Origin of the sequence: Paenibacillus sp. FSL R10-2734 (assembly GCF_037963865.1) — a bacterium.
In the GTDB taxonomy this organism is placed as follows: domain Bacteria; phylum Bacillota; class Bacilli; order Paenibacillales; family Paenibacillaceae; genus Paenibacillus_AQ.
Genome location: NZ_CP150170.1, coordinates 872,215 through 891,266 on the forward strand (window position 1 = coordinate 872,215; position 19,052 = coordinate 891,266).

The 19,052-nt window shown below is 45.5% G+C and carries 14 protein-coding genes; 6 read left to right on the forward strand and 8 right to left on the reverse strand.

What is annotated here, in order from left to right:
• Nucleotides 1-27: 27 nt before the first annotated feature.
• From pepT to NSS67_RS04025, 4 genes are all read right to left on the reverse strand, one after another.
• Nucleotides 28-1,260 (reverse strand): peptidase T, encoded by a 1,233-nt coding sequence (gene pepT / locus NSS67_RS04010; RefSeq protein ID WP_339318418.1) that lies wholly within the window; start codon nt 1,258-1,260, stop codon nt 28-30.
• A 96-nt stretch (nt 1,261-1,356) separates the two neighbouring features.
• The gene (locus NSS67_RS04015; RefSeq protein ID WP_339318419.1) at nt 1,357-2,010 is read right to left on the reverse strand and encodes a sortase; all 654 of its coding nucleotides are present in this window, start codon (nt 2,008-2,010) and stop codon (nt 1,357-1,359) included.
• A 34-nt stretch (nt 2,011-2,044) separates the two neighbouring features.
• Nucleotides 2,045-3,007: a hypothetical protein gene (locus NSS67_RS04020; protein ID WP_339318420.1), complete on the reverse strand. Its 963-nt coding sequence runs from the start codon at nt 3,005-3,007 to the stop codon at nt 2,045-2,047.
• A gap of 474 nt (nt 3,008-3,481) precedes the next feature.
• Nucleotides 3,482-4,495 carry an LLM class flavin-dependent oxidoreductase gene (locus NSS67_RS04025; protein WP_339318421.1) on the reverse strand — a complete coding sequence of 338 codons (1,014 nt, stop codon included), beginning with the start codon at nt 4,493-4,495 and terminating at the stop codon, nt 3,482-3,484.
• Between the two features lie 254 nt (nt 4,496-4,749).
• On the opposite strand from NSS67_RS04025, the gene NSS67_RS04030 reads away from it, so the two are divergent.
• The 5 genes from NSS67_RS04030 (at nt 4,750) to pgmB (ending at nt 13,075) form a co-directional block, all read left to right on the forward strand.
• Complete coding sequence (locus NSS67_RS04030) at nt 4,750-5,754, forward strand: LacI family DNA-binding transcriptional regulator (RefSeq protein WP_339318422.1); 1,005 nt, start codon at nt 4,750-4,752, stop codon at nt 5,752-5,754.
• A 331-nt stretch (nt 5,755-6,085) separates the two neighbouring features.
• Nucleotides 6,086-7,510, forward strand: a complete 1,425-nt coding sequence (locus tag NSS67_RS04035) for an ABC transporter substrate-binding protein (protein WP_339318423.1) — start codon at nt 6,086-6,088, stop codon at nt 7,508-7,510.
• Nucleotides 7,511-7,649: 139 nt separating this feature from the next.
• A complete protein-coding gene (locus NSS67_RS04040) occupies nt 7,650-8,762 on the forward strand; it encodes a sugar ABC transporter permease (protein WP_339318424.1) in 1,113 nt (370 codons plus the stop codon).
• Entirely contained in the window at nt 8,762-9,853 is a 1,092-nt protein-coding gene (locus NSS67_RS04045; protein ID WP_339318425.1) for a carbohydrate ABC transporter permease, read from the forward strand. Before NSS67_RS04040 ends, NSS67_RS04045 begins: the two co-directional genes overlap by 1 nt.
• A 216-nt stretch (nt 9,854-10,069) precedes the next feature.
• Nucleotides 10,070-13,075, forward strand: a complete 3,006-nt coding sequence (pgmB, locus tag NSS67_RS04050; RefSeq protein WP_339318426.1) for a beta-phosphoglucomutase — start codon at nt 10,070-10,072, stop codon at nt 13,073-13,075.
• Between the two features lie 260 nt (nt 13,076-13,335).
• On the opposite strand, the gene NSS67_RS04055 is transcribed toward pgmB, so the two are convergent.
• The 3 genes from NSS67_RS04055 to NSS67_RS04065 are packed head-to-tail and all read right to left on the reverse strand — an operon-like array spanning nt 13,336 to nt 16,634.
• A complete protein-coding gene (locus NSS67_RS04055) occupies nt 13,336-14,727 on the reverse strand; it encodes an aldehyde dehydrogenase (protein ID WP_339318427.1) in 1,392 nt (463 codons plus the stop codon).
• Nucleotides 14,728-14,759: 32 nt separating this feature from the next.
• Nucleotides 14,760-15,734: an aldo/keto reductase gene (locus tag NSS67_RS04060; RefSeq protein WP_339318428.1), complete on the reverse strand. Its 975-nt coding sequence runs from the start codon at nt 15,732-15,734 to the stop codon at nt 14,760-14,762.
• 27 nt (nt 15,735-15,761) lie between these two features.
• Nucleotides 15,762-16,634, reverse strand: coding sequence for a LysR family transcriptional regulator (locus NSS67_RS04065; RefSeq protein WP_339318429.1), 873 nt, complete (start codon nt 16,632-16,634; stop codon nt 15,762-15,764).
• Between the two features lie 96 nt (nt 16,635-16,730).
• On the opposite strand from NSS67_RS04065, the gene NSS67_RS04070 reads away from it, so the two are divergent.
• Entirely contained in the window at nt 16,731-17,618 is an 888-nt protein-coding gene (locus tag NSS67_RS04070) for a DMT family transporter (protein WP_339318430.1), read from the forward strand.
• Between the two features lie 91 nt (nt 17,619-17,709).
• Here the strand turns inward: NSS67_RS04070 and NSS67_RS04075 are convergent, their stop codons facing one another.
• A complete protein-coding gene (locus NSS67_RS04075) occupies nt 17,710-18,810 on the reverse strand; it encodes an FUSC family protein (RefSeq protein ID WP_339318431.1) in 1,101 nt (366 codons plus the stop codon).
• Between the last annotated feature and the right edge of the window lie 242 nt (nt 18,811-19,052).

The following is a 19,052-nucleotide window of genomic DNA, read 5'->3' on the forward strand; positions in this document are numbered from 1 at the left end:
TATGGAGTGACTAACTCAGATGCCGATTTAAGCTTTCTGTTCGAACAGCTTAGCAATCTCCACGATGACGTTTACCGCTTTTACCATGTTGTCAGCAGAGGCGTATTCGAATTTACCGTGGAAATTTTCGCCTCCAGTGAAAATATTAGGTGTAGGTAAACCCATGTAGGAAAGCTGCGAGCCATCTGTACCCCCGCGAATCGGGCGGATGATCGGTGTGATGTTAAGATTCTCCATCGCCTCATGGGCAATATCGACGATATGTCGCACGGGTTCGATTTTTTCGCCCATATTGTAATATTGGTCTTTCATTTCAAGTACGATGTTTTCTTCACCGTGGATGCTCTTGAATTCATCGACGATGGTAGAAAGATAGGTTTTACGTGCCTCGAATTTCTCGCGGTCGAAGTCACGGATAATATATTGAAGCTTGCTGAACTCCGGTGTGCCTTCTATGGAGCTGAGGTGGTAGAAGCCTTCATAACCGTCTGTGAATTCTGGGGCTTCCTCAGAAGGGAGTCTAAGATGTAGTGCCATGGCAATTTTTGCGGAATGAATCATTTTTCCTTTTGCGGTACCAGGGTGTACGTTGACGCCGTAGATAGAGATTTTGGCAGATGCGGCATTAAAGCTTTCATATTCTAGTTCTCCCAGAGGACCGCCGTCCACAGTGTAAGCATAGGAAGCATTAAAAGCAGCAACGTCAAATTTGTGAGGCCCGCGACCGATTTCTTCGTCCGGTGTGAAGGCGACTCTAATCTTGCCATGTTTAATTTCAGGATGCTGAAGGAGGTAATTCATAGCTGTCATAATCTCCGCAATACCGGCTTTATTATCTGCGCCAAGCAAGGTGGTGCCGTCGGTTGTTATTAATGTGTGGCCTTTATATTCTGTCAGCTCCGGGAAGCTCGCGGTGGATAATACAACATTCAACTCTTTGTTCAAAATAATATCTTTGCCATCGTAGTTATCCACGATCTGCGGCTTTACATTCGTTCCAGTGAAATCAGTCGCCGTATCCAGATGTGCCAAGAAACCAATGGTTGGAACATCCTTCTCTGTATTCGCTGGGAGCGTAGCCATGACATAACCATGCTCGTCCACCTGCACTTCAGCCATGCCGATTTCCTTGAGCTCTAGGGCCAGCTTGTGAGCCAGCACCATCTGCCCTGGGGTGGAAGGACAAGTCTCATTATCCTCGTTAGATTGGGTATCCATTTGAGCATACGAAATAAACCGTTCTACAACCTCTTTTTTCACTGTGAGTCATCTCCTCATTACTGTTGTATCTATATAGTATCACTTTCCATATCCGGTCTCATCCCTGAGGAAGAAGATTGCGAGTTAGGATTAGCTTTAATGAGGCAGTGTCTCTTGCTTCACTAGCTTCGCTGAAAGTAAATACCGATCTGGTGCTGATCCAACGTATGAAAAAGGATAACAGGTGATCAAAGTAAGAATGGCCTTATCGCTTGGTTTTATAGCACCGCGTTCATTCCCGTCTACAATCGTGCTACCTGTCACCTCATAGATAAACGTACCATCCGTGCTTTCCAGTTCGATCAGATCCCCTGCGACAAGTTCTCCTAGATTGCGGAATACGGTATCGCGGTGTCCAGCAAGTACACTATTACCGGCAGCGCCGATACCTGCGCTACCTATATAGTGTCCGGCTCCTTTTTTTAACTCGGGGCTTTCAGTACCCTCCAGAATAGCCGCCTTTTTATTTAAGGTAGGGAAGCGGATTTCTCCAATCACCTCACCCTCTGTATAGGACAGAGGAGAAGCTGATTGTTCTTTTGGCGAACTGACCATTCCCTTAGGAAGCGGGTTCTCTTCGGTTGGAAGGGGGCGGGCGAGGGCTTCCTCCCTCTTTTTTGCCCAATCATTTAGGGCTTGTTTGGCCTCAATCGGTGCTTTGACCACTTGTACGACTGAATAAATCAGCAGAACTAAAGAGAGTATGAAGATTAGCTTCACGGCTAGTAAGACACCATTACGCTTCTTCATACTCTCACCTCCGGACTTATGTTATCGAATGTTATTATTTCTTCGATTTCAATCTGCGCATGATGATCACGCTGATTACCGCAATAGCTAAGCTGGCAAGAATTAAGTTATACCAAGGCTCAGCGGTATTTGGAAGCTTGTTGCCTGCCTCTGGTGCTCCAAGTGGAAGCTCATCATCTGGCAAGGTTGTTTCAGTGCTTGGTTGTGGTGTTGCACTGATAGTTTGGCTGCCAGTACCTGGTGATGCTGAAGGCTCATTACTGCTTCCGCCCATTGGGATAGGTTCTTCAGTAACGCTAATTTCGTCTACTGCAGGCGGTGAAGCTGTAGGTGTAGTCGATGGTGTTGGTGTAGCTGTTGGTGGCACCGATTGACCTGGTGTTACGACAGCTGTAGGTGAAGTTGTAGTTGATGGTGAATCCGTAGGTGTCGGTGAAGCTACAGGTGTAGCTGTTGGTGTTTCAGTAGGTGTTGTAGTCGGTTCAGTTGTAGCTGTCGGTGTTGGACTAGGTTCAGCGGATGGACCTGGTCCTCCGGAAGCGGAGAACTCAAAAGCTACGGTCGTGGACTTCCCCTGATATTCGTTGCCGGCTTCCCATGGGAAGGTTACATTCATTTGGATTACACTCTGCTCACCTCCAGCGAGCGAACCGATGGTCACTCTGCCGGCAGCTTCGCTCATCACTCCCGAATAGATGATTACTCCCTCTTTTTCGAGTGTCATTTGGAGGATATTGTACAACTCTACGTCTCCAGAGATAAATTTAAAGTCTACAAAGTAATCAAAGCCTTCTGTGCCGTTGTTAATAATCGTGTACTCTGAGCTCATTTCGTCGCCTGGCTTCATATTGTTCATGGTAGCTGTGCTCGTGGTATGAGAATTCACAGTAAGTTTAATGGTATCCTGAGCGCTTACCCCTCCAGCGTGCCATATTACTCCTACCAGAATAATCAGAACGTAAGCAGCTATGAAGACCAAGTGGTGTTTCTTCTTCACTTTCCTCGCTCCTTTCTCCTGAGCCCGTTATAGCTGTTGGTGAACAAAATTTGCGAACTTCCGGCAAAATCCTCCGTACTTTCCTATTGTTCCATCCCGCATTGTCGAAATAAGTAGTTTCGCAAGGTACTACTTCGGTGATGGTGTGCCGGAATCTCCAAAAGAACGAAAGGAGAGTGCATTGCTAAAAAACAAATCGTTCGTTATAGCGAATACATAAAGTATAATCAAAATGATATCTAAAGAAAAATGATATATTACAACTAATTCGATCATATTCGCTTAAATAATAAGTAAGGGATCTATTTATCGAATGATATCTCTCTATATCTCTTTATTTTTATGGTTTTTCATAATTTTAGAGTGTTTTATTAAGAACGATTTAAAAACGAAACAAAAAAGGCAAGACGCATATCTGAAAACGGGACAATTCCCTGAATCAGATATCGTTTTGCCTTTGTTAAAAATACAATCTTACAGTTCTTTCATAGCCTCAGCTACAATTTCATAGGAATGAAGACGAGCGTCATGATCATAAATCCCAGCAGAAATAATCAATTCATCAGCATGGGTCTCATCCAGAATGTCTTGAAGTCGTTCTTTAATAACTGCTTTATCGCCAGAGAAGGAATAACGCTGCTTATCGAGCATGATTGCTTTTTCTTGCATCGTCCATAGCCCATCCATACTATCAACTGGCGGTTGTAGCTTGCCTGTACGCCCACGAATGATATTGAGAAACTGCTGCTGCTGCGAAGTAGCTAGCCTTCTTGCCTCATCTACGGTATCTGCTGCTGTAACTCCAAGTCCGATCATAACATAAGGCTTGTCTAGTACTGCTGATGGACGGAAATTGCTATGGTATATGTGCAGTGCCTGCAGTAAATACTCAGGTGCGAAATGGCTGGCAAAAGCAAAAGGCAAACCTAGCTTGGCTGCTAATTCAGCACTAAAGCCGCTGGAGCCTAAGAGCCAAATGGGAACATTTAAGCCTTCTCCAGGAACCGCGCGTACTCCAGTTGGGCGCGATCCTGCTCCCGCAGGGTCGAAGTAAGCTCTTAGTTCACTTAACTGCTCAGGGAATTCACTGCCATCGCTTCCGAGCCCACGACGCAGCGCACGGGAAGCTGGTTGATCAGATCCGGGTGCTCTGCCCAGTCCAAGATCGATCCGTCCTGGATATAGAGATTCGAGTGTCCCGAACTGTTCGGCAATAACAAGTGGTGCATGGTTGGATAGCATAATGCCACCAGAGCCAACACGTATACTTTGGGTGCCACCAGCAATATGTCCGATCAAGAGTGAGGTAGCAGAGCTGGCAACTCCGATCATATTATGATGTTCAGCGAACCAATATCGATGATAGCCCCACGTCTCAGCATGACGGGCTAAATCTAGAGAGTTATGAAAAGAGTCTGCCGCTGTTCCCCCTTCCACAATAGAAGCTAAGTCCAGTACGGAGAATCGAGTGTCACGAGGTTGTTTCAATGTTATCCCTCCTATAATAAATGCTCTATACTCCTAGAGCAGTATTTGCAGCTATGGAAATCGCTACTCGGCTAGTATACCATGAAATAAAACTATATACACACTTTAAGTAAGTTATATGTCTTCAGGGTGAAGATATAGAGGACGAGATTATTTTTATAAATAATGTAAGCGCTTCAAAATTTCTGTTGTTATTTCCAGTCGGGCTTGCTATAATCACATCGAAAAGTTCCCTAAAAAAGGAAGTTATCATAATGAAGCCAACCATAAGAGATGTTGCCAGAATGGCCGAGGTGTCAATCAGCACAGTATCACGTGTTATGAATGCACCGAATTCGGTAGTGGAGAGCAAACGGAATCGAGTGATGGAGGCTGTAGAGCGATTGCAGTATCAACCTAATTCATTTGCACGTGGTTTGATTTACAAGAAATCCTTTACCCTGGGTCTGCTTATTCCGGATATTGAGAACCTGTATTTCGCAGGGGTGATTCGGGGAATGCAAGATGCCTGCATCAAGCTTGGGTACAGTTTAATGATCTGTAATACGGACCGCGACAAAGAAAGACTACTGTCCTATATTGATAACTTCCATGAGAAACAGGTGGATGGAATCGTATTCGCCAGTGATGTCCTTTACCCTGAGTATCATAACAAATTGGTCGGTTGTAGAATTCCGTTTGTCCTAGTGTCCTCGCATTCCGATGAGTTCCACATTCCAAGTGTGGAGGTGGATGATGAATCGGCTGCCTATGATGCGGTAAAGTTCTTGATTGATTTAGGCCATAAAGACATTGGTATGATTGGTTTTAACCATGATAATTCCGTATCAGGACCACCGCGCTATGAGGGGTTCGTAAGGGCACTAACAGAGTCAGGGTTACAGCAGAATATTGTGAAGAGCAAATATGCTAGTCACCGGTTTGAACATGCCTATCAAGCTGCGCATGAACTATTTACTGATTACCCCGAATTGACTGCTGTTTTCTGTGTTGCTGATGAATTCGCGATGGGGACGATTTCTTATCTGAAGGATCGTAATATTCTTGTACCGGGTCAAGTATCCGTGATTGGGTTTGATAATCTAAGGATGTCGAGTATGTTCATCCCGAAGCTGACCACGATTGCACAGCCGATTTACGAGTTAGGGTATCGTGCAGCCGAGAAGCTGCATGAATTACTTACAACAGGAGAAGTGCAGGTATTGAATGAGAAGATGGAGCATAAGCTGATTGTACGGGAATCTACAAGGGAAAAATAAGAGTGGTTCACTTTTGTACTACCCTCTGAAAAGCTTTTCAGAATTCTACGCTCGTCTTAATCAACATTTGAATATCTGCTTGGACAACGGAAATAATTATTACCAAAATATTTAAAATTCGGATTGGAAACGCTTACTTTATGTGATACTATAAAAAATGTAAGTGTTACAATTAATTGGTACTTACGATTCGATTATTCTTCAGTATAAATTCTTAGATTCTGAAAAGCTTTGCAAGGAGGTGATCTGCTAGAAGCTGCTTTTACATGCCAGGGTACCGGACGATTGAGTCAGAAGCAATCTCTAAATCCATTAAAGGGGATGTACAAAGATGAAGAAAACCTCAGGACGTAAAAAGTCACTGGCTTTAGTACTGTGTTTATCCTTCACTATGATGCTGAGCGCATGCGGCGGAGGCAATAACAACAATGCAGCGCCTACAGAGCCACCTGCGGCAACTGCCAGCCCAACAGCAGATAACACCGAGAAATCAACAAATGCTCCTAGCACCGAGTCTTCGGGATCTCCACTAGAGTTAGCCATGAAAGGCGATTATAAAGGAACTAAAGTGACGATGTTTGGCCCCTTCGTAGATGCGGACCAAGTGAAATTTGAGAATAGTATTAAAGAATTTGAAGAGAAGACAGGAATTGATATTCAATACGAAGGCTCAAAGGAGTTCGAAGCCACGATAAACATTCGAGTAGACGGTGGAAATGCTCCGGATATCGCTGACTTCCCGCAGCCGGGTCTGCTAGCCTCGATTGCTAAGACTGGCAAGGTTATCGATTTGACCAGCATACTGGATCAAGATAAATTGACGGCTAATTACAACAAGAGCTGGCTCGACATGTCTAATATGGACGGAAAAGACGGTAAGATTATGGCTGGGATCTGGAATCGCAGCAATGTAAAGAGCTTGGTATGGTATCCAAAGAAGCAATTTGAAGAAGCAGGCTACAAGGTTCCTGAAACTTGGGATGAGATGACGGCTCTCACGGAGCAAATTGCTAAAGATGGTGATCCTGCTTGGGCTATTGGAATCGAGAGTGGTGCTGCAACAGGCTGGCCAGCAACAGACTGGGTAGAAAATATAATGCTGCGCACAACTACACCTGAGAACTACGATAAATGGGTAAAAGGCGAGCTGCCATTTACTTCTCCAGAAGTGAAAAATGCAGTAGAAGTTATGTCTAAAATCTGGCTCAACAAAGACTATGTCTACGGTGGTGCTAAATCCATTGTGACGACATCGTTCGGAGATGCCCCAGCGCCAATGTTCAATAATCCTCCTAAAGCATGGTTTAATATGCTCGGTAACTTTATTACAAGCTTCTTCCCTGAAACGGCAAAGGTTGATGTAGATTATGATTGGTTCTACTTACCGCCTATTGATCCTCAATATGGCAAACCAGTGCTAGTTGCTGGCGATATTTACGCTATGTTCAATGATCGTCCCGAGGTACGTGCGGTTATGGAATTCTTCACTACAGGAGAGTCCATTAAGAGCTGGGTACAGTCTGGCGGCGTAATTGCTCCAATGAACGATGCTTCCCTTGATTGGTATACTTCTGAATCGGACCGTCGTATGGCGAAGCTGGTTCAAGATGCGTCCACACTCCGCTTTGATGGTTCAGATTTGATGCCGGGCAAAGTGGGTGCAGGTACCTTCTGGAAAGGCATGACCGACTACGTGAGTGGTACTGCGACACTAGATCAGGCTTTGGAGCAAATCCAGTCCGGCTGGAACAACTAACCTAATAATTAAAGCACAGTAATTAAGAGGGGCAGCGAGAATTGAGGGTACTCTGCCCCTCTTTTTGTTTTCTATAGAGTGGGTTGAACGCTTGTAAGAGTTTTACTCCGTAAAACTTATAGGAGGAGCTGGAGCGAATATGGGTGCACAAATACAACCGCAGATGAAGCCACAAGCACAAGCCAAGCAAACCGTCAGGCTTAAGGCGATTTTGCTGTCACTTGTAGTATTAATAGCCAATGTTGTTGTTAATGGCTCGATTTTTTTATTCTTTCGGGATTCCACATTAAATCCACTACTAACAGCAGTTCTGGCAGTTCTATGGGGGGTTCTTGGTGTCTATCTGATCTACTACACACTTACCTGGGCAGTTGAACAATACCCTGATCATGTACGCCGAAAGGTGTTGCCCTATATTTTTATTGGTCCGGCAGTGATTATATTGGGGTGGCTACTGGTGCTGCCTGCGCTACGGACGCTGTATTTGAGCTTCTTCAATGCTTCTTCAGAGAAATTTGTGGGGCTCAGTAACTATACAGCGATCTTTAGCGATCGACTAATGGCGACGGCGCTCCGCAATAATTTACTTTGGGTATTCGTAGGCACTTTAGCGTGTGTAGCCCTTGGACTCTTAATTGCGATTCTTGCCGACCGCAGCAGCTATGAGAAGCTAGCCAAATCGATCATCTTTATGCCGATGGCCATTTCTTTTGTCGCAGCAGGTGTCATTTGGAAGTTTGTATATTACTATCAGCCCGGCGATGAACAAATTGGTCTATTGAACGCCATCGTTACTTATTTCGGGGGAGAACCGCAGGCGTGGACGAGTATGCTACAGCCTTGGAATAACTTTTTCCTCATTATTATTCTGATTTGGATGCAGACCGGATTTGCGATGGTTATATTCTCGGCAGCCATCAAGGGAGTACCTGACGATATTTTGGAAGCCGCACGAGTGGATGGTGCCAATGAGGTGAAGATTTTTTTTGGAATCATGATCCCCTACATTTCAGCAACCATTCTGACCGTGACAACGACCATTATTGTCTTTACGTTGAAAATATTTGACGTTGTCATGGTGATGACAGGAGGTCAATACGATACAGAGGTTGTGGCTACACAGTTCTATCGGCAATTCTTTATGTACCGAAATTTTGGTTACGGCTCCACGCTGGCTATTGTTCTGCTGATCGCTGTGTTGCCTGTGATCATAATTAATCTACGTCAGTTCCGTAAGCAAGGGGGATTCTAATGGCGGGGAAAAAGAAGAGAAAAGGCAGCAAGACGATTGTTAATATCGTACTGGGTGTGATTTGTTTCATTTGGCTGCTTCCGACCCTAGGGCTGTTCATCTCCTCCTTCCGTCCGGCTGCTGATATTCTGCAGACTGGATGGTGGAAAGCATTCCCTCATCAGGAGTGGAAAGCGGGTGAGACTATTCAGCTATCCAAGGATGTGGATCTTCGGGAACCGATCGAGGTGAATGGTACCGCCTATACTGATGATCAGCTAAAGGCGGGCGTGAAGGCCGATGGCAGTCGTTTGATGTGGGAGAATCGTAGAGCACGTACCATAAATCAACAGGAACAAGGCTGGAAGATGACACCGGATCTTACACTGGATAACTATAACAACGTGCTCTCAGGGAAGGAATATAAACTCAAACAAGCCGATGGCAGTGAAACGGTGCAGAAGGGGACTGGATTGTCGCAGGCCTTCTGGAATACACTGACGATTGCGGTTCCAGCGACGGTTATTCCGGTATTGATTGCTTCTTTTGCTGCATATGCTTTTGCTTGGCTGCGTTTTCCTGGACGCCGAACACTGTTTGTCATCATTATTGCTATGCTTGTTATTCCAATACAGGTGGCGCTTATTCCGGTGCTCAAAGATTATACGGCACTGGGGCTGAACGGTAGTTACTTGGGCATTTGGCTGGCGCACACGGCTTTTGGATTACCGCTGGTTACGTACTTTATGTATAACTTTATTAGTCAGTTACCTAAGGATTTGTTCGAATCGGCTTTTATGGATGGAGCGAGCCATTTCACAATTTTTAGCAAGCTGATCCTTCCATTATCTGTGCCTGCACTTGCTTCTATCGGCATCTTTCAATTCCTATGGGTATGGAATGACTATTTAGTCTCGCTGATTTTTATCGGCAATCAGCCATCTGTGCAGGTCATGTCGATGAAGATTGCCGACCTAGTGGGCTCGCGCGGCAACGACTGGCATTTACTCACTTCGGCTGCATTTATCTCTATGCTGATGCCGCTCGCTATTTTTTTCCTACTGCAAAAGTATTTCGTCAGGGGGCTTATGGGTGGGTCGGTCAAAGGTTGATTTCGGCATATATAGACCGAACTAATGATATTAAATTAAAGCTCAGTAGTCACAGCTTATGCTTCCAATGCGAGCTTTCCTTCGGAAAGCTTTCAGGCGGTCGCTAGCGCTCCTACAGTTCCAATATTCCCCTCCGATCCTTATCGCTTTTTGTAATATTCTGTTGTTCAGCCTATTTAGAAGCAAAATAAACCTGTGTCAGGGGGGCTTAGAGAGATGAAAATGAAACCATACGTACATCCGGCTGCAGTATATCCTTACCGGGAGTGGAGTCTAGATGAGGAAACTTATGATGAAGAGAACAATCAAAGAAGCGAGAGTGTATTTGCTCTTGGTAATGGATATATTGGCATGCGCGGTAATTTCGAGGAAGGTTACCATGGCAGCTCGGGCTCATCTGTAACAGGGAACTATTTGAATGGATTTTTTGATTCCGAGCCTATTGTGTACCCTGAGGGAGCCTACGGGTATCCTTCCCGCAATCAAGCTATGCTGAACGTGACGGATGCCAAGATTATTGAGCTCTGTATTGAGGGGCATACTTTTCAGTTAAACAGTGGAAAAGTGCATCGTTATGAACGGAAGTTGGATATGCAAAATGGGATCTTGCATCGGCAGGTAGAGTGGGAATCTCCTGCCGGACACAGGGTACAGCTGAACATCCGGCGGATGGTAGCCTTACAGCACAAACATTTGGCGGCTATAGATTACGAGGTCAAGGCATTGAATTTTGATGGGACCCTAATGTTCACTTCATCAATCGATGGTGAGATTCAAAGGCCGGAGGTTACAGATGATCCCCGGCTGGGCTCAGGGAGCAAGGAACCCAGTTTGTTGCTGGAGGATACAGGTCATGAGCTCGAGCAGTCCTTTTTGTGGATGAAGCAGCGGACACGGCATACCCAGTTTTCTCTTTTAACAGGGATAAGGCACAGTATGGATTGTAGCTCTGGGTATGAAAGTCTTGTACTGCAAGAGGGTCAGCGATTATCTGTGCAGTTTGTTGTTCCGGTGGTGATGGGGGAAAGTGTCTCCCTGACCAAGTACATTTCGTACCACACCTCTAAGGATTACATAGAAGACGAGCTGCTCAGCAGGTGCTTGGAAGTGCTGCACTTGGCGGAGAATCGTGGGTTTGAAGCTCTTGTTCATGAACAACGGGCTTATTTGGATCATTTCTGGGCGCATACCGATGTGGAGATTCAGGGGGATCTTGCGCTTCAGCAGGGTATTCGCTTTAATGCGTTTCAATTGCTGCAATCGGTAGGGCGTGACGGGGTTACGAACATCGGTGCCAAGGGCTTGACGGGTGAAGGATACGAAGGGCACTATTTCTGGGATACCGAGATGTACATACTGCCCTTCTTTACGTTTACACAGCCGGAGATTAGCCGAAAGCTACTAGAATTTCGTTATGCCACGTTAGATAAGGCACGGGAGCGAGCGGCGGTAATGTCGCAGAAGGGTGCACTATATCCTTGGCGTACCATAGATGGCGCTGAGAACTCTTCTTATTTTCCGGCAGGAACGGCGCAAATGCATATCAATGCGGATATTGCATATGCCATTAGGCAGTATGTGCTGGCTACTGGAGATAATGAGTTTCTAGTCTTGAAGGGAGCGGAAATCGTATTCGAGACCTCTCGCTTTTGGATGGATCTAGGTCATTATAATCCGGCTAGGAAGGGTGCGTTCTGTATTGATGCAGTAACGGGTCCCGATGAGTATACAGCTATCGTTAACAATAATGCGTACACCAATCTTATGGTACAGGATCAACTCTATTATGCACATGAGATAGCCAGACTGTTAGGCAAGCAGTATCCAGAGCATTTTGAACGCCTGAAGCACAAGATTGGTCTGACTGAGAAGGAGCCTGGCGATTGGCTAATGGCTGCGGAGAAGATGTATATCCCTTTTGATGAGGGGCTTGGTATCTATGCTCAGGATGATACGTTTCTGACTAAGAAAAAATGGGACTTTGAACATACGCCAGCGGATAAATATCCGTTATTACTCTATTACCATCCGCTTGTGATTTACCGCCATCAGGTGCTGAAACAGGCTGATCTGGTGATGGCCATGTTTCTGCTCGGTGATCAGTTCAGCTTGGCGGACAAAATCCGCAATTACAATTATTATGAGCCACTGACGACGCATGATTCTTCATTATCACCTTGCATCCACAGTATTATTTCTGCTGAGATTGGTGATTTAAAGGGAGCGTATTCCTATTTTGACCGCACGGTAAGGATGGACTTGGATGATATCAACCGCAACGTGAAGGACGGGCTACACACGGCTGCTATGGCAGGCTCTTGGCTGTCAATTGTGAATGGATTTGGTGGCATGCGCTTGTGTGGTGGCTTGCTATCCTTTAATCCTGCTTTGCCACCACAATGGGACAGCTATCGGTTTAAGATCACAAGCGGTGGGCAGCTATTGGATATATATGTGGATGATAAGGTAGTAATCTATACACTACTAGCGGGTGAAGAGATTGAGATTCTGCATAGGGGAAGCCTTGTGCAGCTGACTGCGAAGAAGCCGTTCTCCCTTTCAAATGTAAAGCAGCTGGAGGCTGTCATTTTCGAGCTGGACGGAATTATTGCCGATTCTGGAGAGTATCATTTTCTAGCTTGGAAAGCTCTAGCCGATGAGCTTGCGATCTCTTTTGATAGAGAGAAGCATGAACGTCTCAAGGGCCTTAGTCGAATAGAATGTTTAGAGGTCCTACTGGAGGGAAGTGGACTGAATTTACCACAACCGGTAAAGGGGATGCTCTGCAACAAAAAGAACGAGAAGTATAAACAGCTGATTCAGCAAATGACACCAGATGATGTGCACCCGGGTATCCTCGGTCTACTGACTGATTTGCAGGAAAGGAGGATCCCTGTCGGGCTGGCTTCAGTCAATGAGAATGCGATGTTAATTCTTGAACGCTTGAAGATAGGGCGCATGTTTCAGGCTGTTGCCGACCCAAAAAACATCCGTATGGGCAAGCCAGACCCGGAAGTTTATTTACAGGTTATCGAGATGTTGGGCGTATCGCCTGACTGCTGCGTAGGTATTGAAGATACAGAGGATGGTATAGCCGCCATTAATGCTGCCGGTATGAGGTCCGTTGGAGCTGGAATGGCATCCTTGAGAGATAGTGCGGAGCTATGGTTTCCTTCTACCGCGGAGATAAGCATGGAGAAATTGTTAGAACTGTTCGTGTAATTCTTTTGCTAAGGAGCTGCCCCCAAAACTAGCATGTTCCTGTGAAGATGATAGATAAGTTCATTTTATAAATCGTAAAAAACACCAAGCAGCGGTTCTTCTGTTATTGAAGGATCGCTGCTTGGTGTTTTTGGTCGTTAGTGCCTGCTTCAAGAGATTATGTCCGGATTTTCACCACTAAGGTAAAATAAAAAAATCTGGACACAACAGCGATTGGAACAACGGTCCGTTCGCGTAGCGTCTAAGACAGCCCCTTTTGTCTATTTCAGTACTTTCCGCACCAGCTTGACCTTGCTGCCATAGGGGGGATACACAATCCCGAGGTCGATCCGTGTGCCTCTCTTGACGATGCTTTTGCGATGGGAAAAGATTTCAAAGCTGTGCTTCCCGTGATAACCGCCGATTCCAGAGTTGCCTACCCCACCAAACGGCAAGTTAGCGTTCGCCACATGCGAGATCGTATCATTGATGCAGCCTCCTCCGAATGAGACTCGGGAAAGCACCTCTCGTTCAACATTTTTATCCTCTGTGAACAGGTAAAGCGCAAGTGGCTTTGGATGCTCATTAATACTTCGGATCGCTTCATCCAATTGGCGATATTCCAGTATCGGTAAAATTGGACCGAAGATCTCATCTTCCATGGAGGCGTCAGTCCAAGCTGCAGGATAGATTAGTGTAGGCTCAATATAACGTTCTTCCGGAACGACGGTGCCTCCCAAAACCACCTTTTCTCGATCCCGTTCAATGAGAGTGGCGAGTCTTTGTAGCTGGCGCTCATTCACGATCCGGCCATAATCTGTATTCGGCTGCGCATCCTGACCGTAGAATGCAGTGATGTTATGTTTAATTTTGGCGATCAATTCATTTGCAATGTCCTTATGGATCAGCAAGTAATCCGGTGCGATACAGGTTTGGCCAGCGTTTAGCAGCTTGCCCCATACGATCCGTTTCGCTGCTATATCAAGATTAGCGGTCTTGTCGACAATGACTGGACTTTTCCCGCCAAGCTCCAAGGTCACAGGCACTAGATTCTTCGCAGCGGCTTCCATAACGATTTTGCCGACCGGAACACTACCCGTAAAGAAAATATAGTCAAACTTAGCATGGATCAGAAGATTGGTCGTTTCTTTCTCCCCCTGAACTACGCGGATATACTGTGGCTCGAAGGTTTCCTGAATAAGCTGCTCCATAACGGCCGTGATGGCAGGTGTACTCTCCGATGGCTTGAGGACCGCGCAGTTTCCAGCGGCGATAGCGCCAATAAGCGGTTCGATCAGCAACTGAAATGGATAATTAAACGGGCCAATAATGAGCGCAGTACCGTAAGGCTCACTTAAGATATAACTCTTCGCAGGAAATAAGTGCAGTGGTGATCTAATCTTTATAGGCTTCGCCCAACGTTTGAGATGCTTCATCATGTAACCGAGGCTGTCCAAGGTGAACCCAATTTCTGTGGCATAAGCCTCGAACTCACTTTTTCCTAAATCCTGATGTAAGGCTTCGATGATCCTACCTTCGTATCGTTTAATACTGTCTTTAAGCTTCTGAAGCTGCTGGAGACGAAAAGCAACCTCTTTAGTTACGCCACGATTAAAAAAATCCTTATGCTCTTCAAGCATCACTTGGATGCTAGCCGTTGTATGTGTGGTCATAATACTCCCCTCCTTTATTGTTATAGGTCAGACTATGGGAGCCGATAAAAGGCGAAAGGCTCACCGAAGCGAAAGGAATCACTTGCTTCATCTAGCTTACTCACAGTTTCCTCACTAAGCTGTATGGAGGTACTATGCAAATTCTGTTCCAACTGCTCCACACGTGTAGCCCCAACAATAACCGTCGAGACAGCAGGACGATTCATGAGCCAAGCTAAGGAGAGCGCGGTAGAAGAGGTTCCCAGTTCTTCGGCGATCTGCCCCACTTTGTTCCCTAGTTCGATCCGGTCATGATTCAGGAATTTTTTGAAATTAGGATCGGTATCTGCTCTGGACCCTAACGGTGCGGAACCGCCCGTATTATATTTTCCAGTGAGAATTCCGCCCGCCAGTGGAAAGTAAGGAATGATCCCTACGCCTTGATCCAGGCAGAGCGAGAGAAGTTCATTCTCCGGGGTACGGTCCGCTAAGGAATAGCTACACTGAATCGAAATATACTTGGCAAAGCTCCGTGCCTCGCTAATTCCAATCGCCTTCATCAATTGCCAAGCTGTATAGTTGGAAGCTCCGATATAGCGCACTTTTCCCGAAGATACCATATCGTCCAAGGTCCGTAACGTCTCTTCAAGTGGCGTATAGGGATCAAAGGTGTGAATCTGGTATAGATCGACATAGTCCGTTTTTAGGCGGTGAAGACTATCTTCTAATTCCTGCATCAAATGGCGCCGGGAGGAGCCGCTTCCGTTAGGTCCATCATTCTTAACTAAGCCTGCTTTAGTGGCGAGGACAGCCTCATGTCTTCTACCCTCCAAGGCATGGCCGATGATTCGCTCGGATTCAGAGCCAGCGTAAATATTAGCGGTATCGATAAAGTTAATTCCATGATTCAGCGCAGCATGTACAATCTGAATGGAGGTCTCTTGATCAGCCCTTTTACCAAAAGAATTCGTCCCTAGTCCCAATGCGGATACTTGCAATCCGCTATTTCCAAGTCTTTTAAAGTTCATCCTCTGCACTCCTCATCATAAAATGATCTACTTTTGAGCAAAAAGCTCCAGAGCTGTCTCTATGAACATCTTTACAGCAATAGAAGTATCGTTAAGCGAACTAACTGCGATATGTATATCTCTGTAGGCGTCTGGCTGCAGTTCGCGGGTAACTACGTTTGGAGGTAAAGATAACAAAGACAACTCAGACATCACACCGACAGCCAGCCCCTCCTGAACCATATTAAGAGCTGTCGCATAGTTATTAACCACATATTTAACATTCAGATGGCTGTTACTTCTGCGGAATAAATCTACTACAGGTGGTTCATAGCCTGCTTTACAGATCAGCATAGGCTCGCCCGCTAATTCTCTCACACCTATGACGGACTGCTTACGCAAGGGATGGTCATCTCTGATTACGGCGTACAACTGTTCTCTATATAATGGGATGGTTTCGAACGCCTCGCAGGGAGCGAGCAATAAGCCAACATCAATTTCTTTAGATTCCAGCCATTCTCTGACTTCGGCGATAGAGCCCTCCTGCAGGCTGATCGTGATATTCGGATATCGTTCAGTGATAGAGCTAATAATCTTCGGTAAAAAATAGGCAGAAGCCACAGGGAAAGCCCCAATCCGAATGCTGCCTTTCTCAAGTCCTCTCTCCGCGTAAATCTCCTGATTGACCTTATCAAAGCCCATTAGAATTTCACGAAAAATAACAAGGATACGCTTGCCGATGTCGGTAAGCATCAGACCGTTACGCCGATCCCGAAAGAGCAGCTTCACATCTAATTCGGTTTCGAGGGACGATATCGCTCGACTGACAGCAGGCTGGGTCATATTCAGTTCTATACCAGCCTTGGTAAAGCTGCCACTCTCAGCGATTTTGACGAATAAGCGAATTTGAGTATTGTTCATAACAAATATGGTATGCCCCTTATGAGTATTATTCATTTCATTTATATTCTTAATTATTGTATCATTTGTGATGAATCTACACCAAGGAGTGAATAAATGAATCAGCAGAAGAAAAGCCTCATCCTTCTTATATTTTTGGTGATTGTATGGGGCATTAATTGGCCTATATCCAAAATCGCCTTAGACTACGCTCCGCCCTTATTATTTGCAGGTATCCGAACCGTCATCGGCGGATTTATTCTGATTCTAATTGCACTTCCAAAGGTGAAGGAGCTTCGCTTCAAGCAGCTCTGGCCGATCTATCTGACCTCGGCTATATTAAGTATTGTGCTTTATTATGGATTTCAGACGATTGGCTTGCAGTACGTACCCGCAGGATTGTTCTCATCCATTGTATTTCTGCAGCCGGTATTGCTAGGCATTTTTTCTTGGCTGTGGTTAGGAGAGAGCATGTACGGGCTCAAAATGGCAGGTCTGCTGATAGGGTTCATCGGAGTGGCCTCCCTCAGTATTGGAGGACTTAACGGAAGCATCTCTATCTGGGGAATTGTGCTTGCATTAGCCAGTGCATTGAGCTGGGCGTTAGGAACGGTATATATGAAACGAAACGCTGTGCGTGTGGATATGCTATGGATGACCGCTATGCAAATAACGATCGGTGGAATGATTCTGCTTGTCTCGGGATCTGCTACGGAGAAGTGGTCGGATATCACCTGGAGTGGAACGTTTATCGTGGATACATTGTTTATCGCAATCTTTGTGATCGCGCTAGGCTGGCTGATTTATTTTAAGCTGATTAACGAGGGAGAGGCAGGGAAAGTCGGTTCATTCACCTTTTTGATCCCGCTGATCTCAATAGGTACTAGCGTAGTCTTTTTAAATGAGCAGATTACCCTGAACCTTGTGATTGGTCTACTGCTTATTGTTAGTAGTATTATTCTGGTCAATGTGAGAATTGGCCGTGCTGTTAAGCAGACGGTTTAGTTTATTTGTGCAATGGCTGTAGTAATCAGGTGCGCATGAGGGCATTATGTCTAATAGGGAATGAACATAAAAGAAGGGACACTCCCGAGGCTTATAGCTTCTGGGAGAGTCCCTTTTTAATAAAACGGAAAGCACGTGCGACTTCAGCCGATGAGGGCCGAGTTGCTACGACATAAGTAGCAGATTTAGCACGCTCTACTTCCTCCAGCACCCGGTTTAAGTGACTAAAGACCGCACCAAGATCACGAATGCTTGATAGCGAAACATTCCCTTGCAGTTCAGAGAAACTGGCCAATTGCAGGTCACGAGCACGCTCTATACAATCCGTAAGAGAACTTTGGCACTCGGCGTCTGACAAGGTTCTGGTTCCATAAAGAGCGATGCAATCTGCAGTTGCCTCCAGCACATCCTTCATCCAGTCCGATGAGGCATGATGCGCGGGTAGAAGGCGAATGTCATCTGCAATTTTTTCGACGTAGGAATGAATGCTCTTTAGATGTGAGGTAGCCTGTATGAGTCCCTTCAGTTCACCACGGCACTGATAATGTGTGATGGTATAGAACATTTCTTTTTGCTGCTTGCTGCTGTTGGAAAGAAGTTTACCAGCCTGCTCCAGCATATTATTGTCCTTCGAGGTATTTGGTCTTATACCTACGAGATCCTTTAATGCGTCCGCTAGTAAAAGACTTCCTTCGAATGCCAATGCTTTTACCTTGACGAACCTGTTAGGCGGCACGATAATCATATTTATGACTAGGGCAATCAGTACACCAATAAAAGTTTCAGCAACTCTCCAAAGCACGTAGTGATTCTGATAAAAGGTAAGGGCTAAGACAGAAGTAACACCAACCTGTGAAACGGCTTGAATATTCAACTTACAGGCAGTGGCAATCCCAATCCCGATAAGTAGAATGAGCAGGATAGAGAATGGACCCACATCCAAGAACTGGCCTATAATCAGGCTGACAATGCCGCCAATAATAATGCCCATCAGGCGGTAGAGCCCTTTTTCAAGAGATGCTTTAACGCTGCTTTGAGTGATGAGGATGGCCGCTAGTGGTGCAAAGTATAAATATTGGTTACCATATAGGCTGTGTACGGCAACCCAAGAAAGTGAAGCGGCCAGCGTAATTCGTATCATGTAAAGTGAGAAGCCATATTTTTCAAGGCGGTCTTGTAACCCCTCGCTCATTATCATTCATCTTCTTTCGGAAAAATATGAAAAATAGACTGGTCTTTCAGTTCGTTTTCATTATATCACCCTAAAAAAGGCTTGAAGGACTGGATATTTTACAAAGTTGTTAAGTTTACGCATCACTTATCAATGTAAGCTATCGCATATAATGGTACAATCTAATATGCTGTATCTATTGGAGTGTCGAATGAGAGGAGGAATTGTCGCTTATTAGCGCTGAGCATGCCCATTCGATTGTT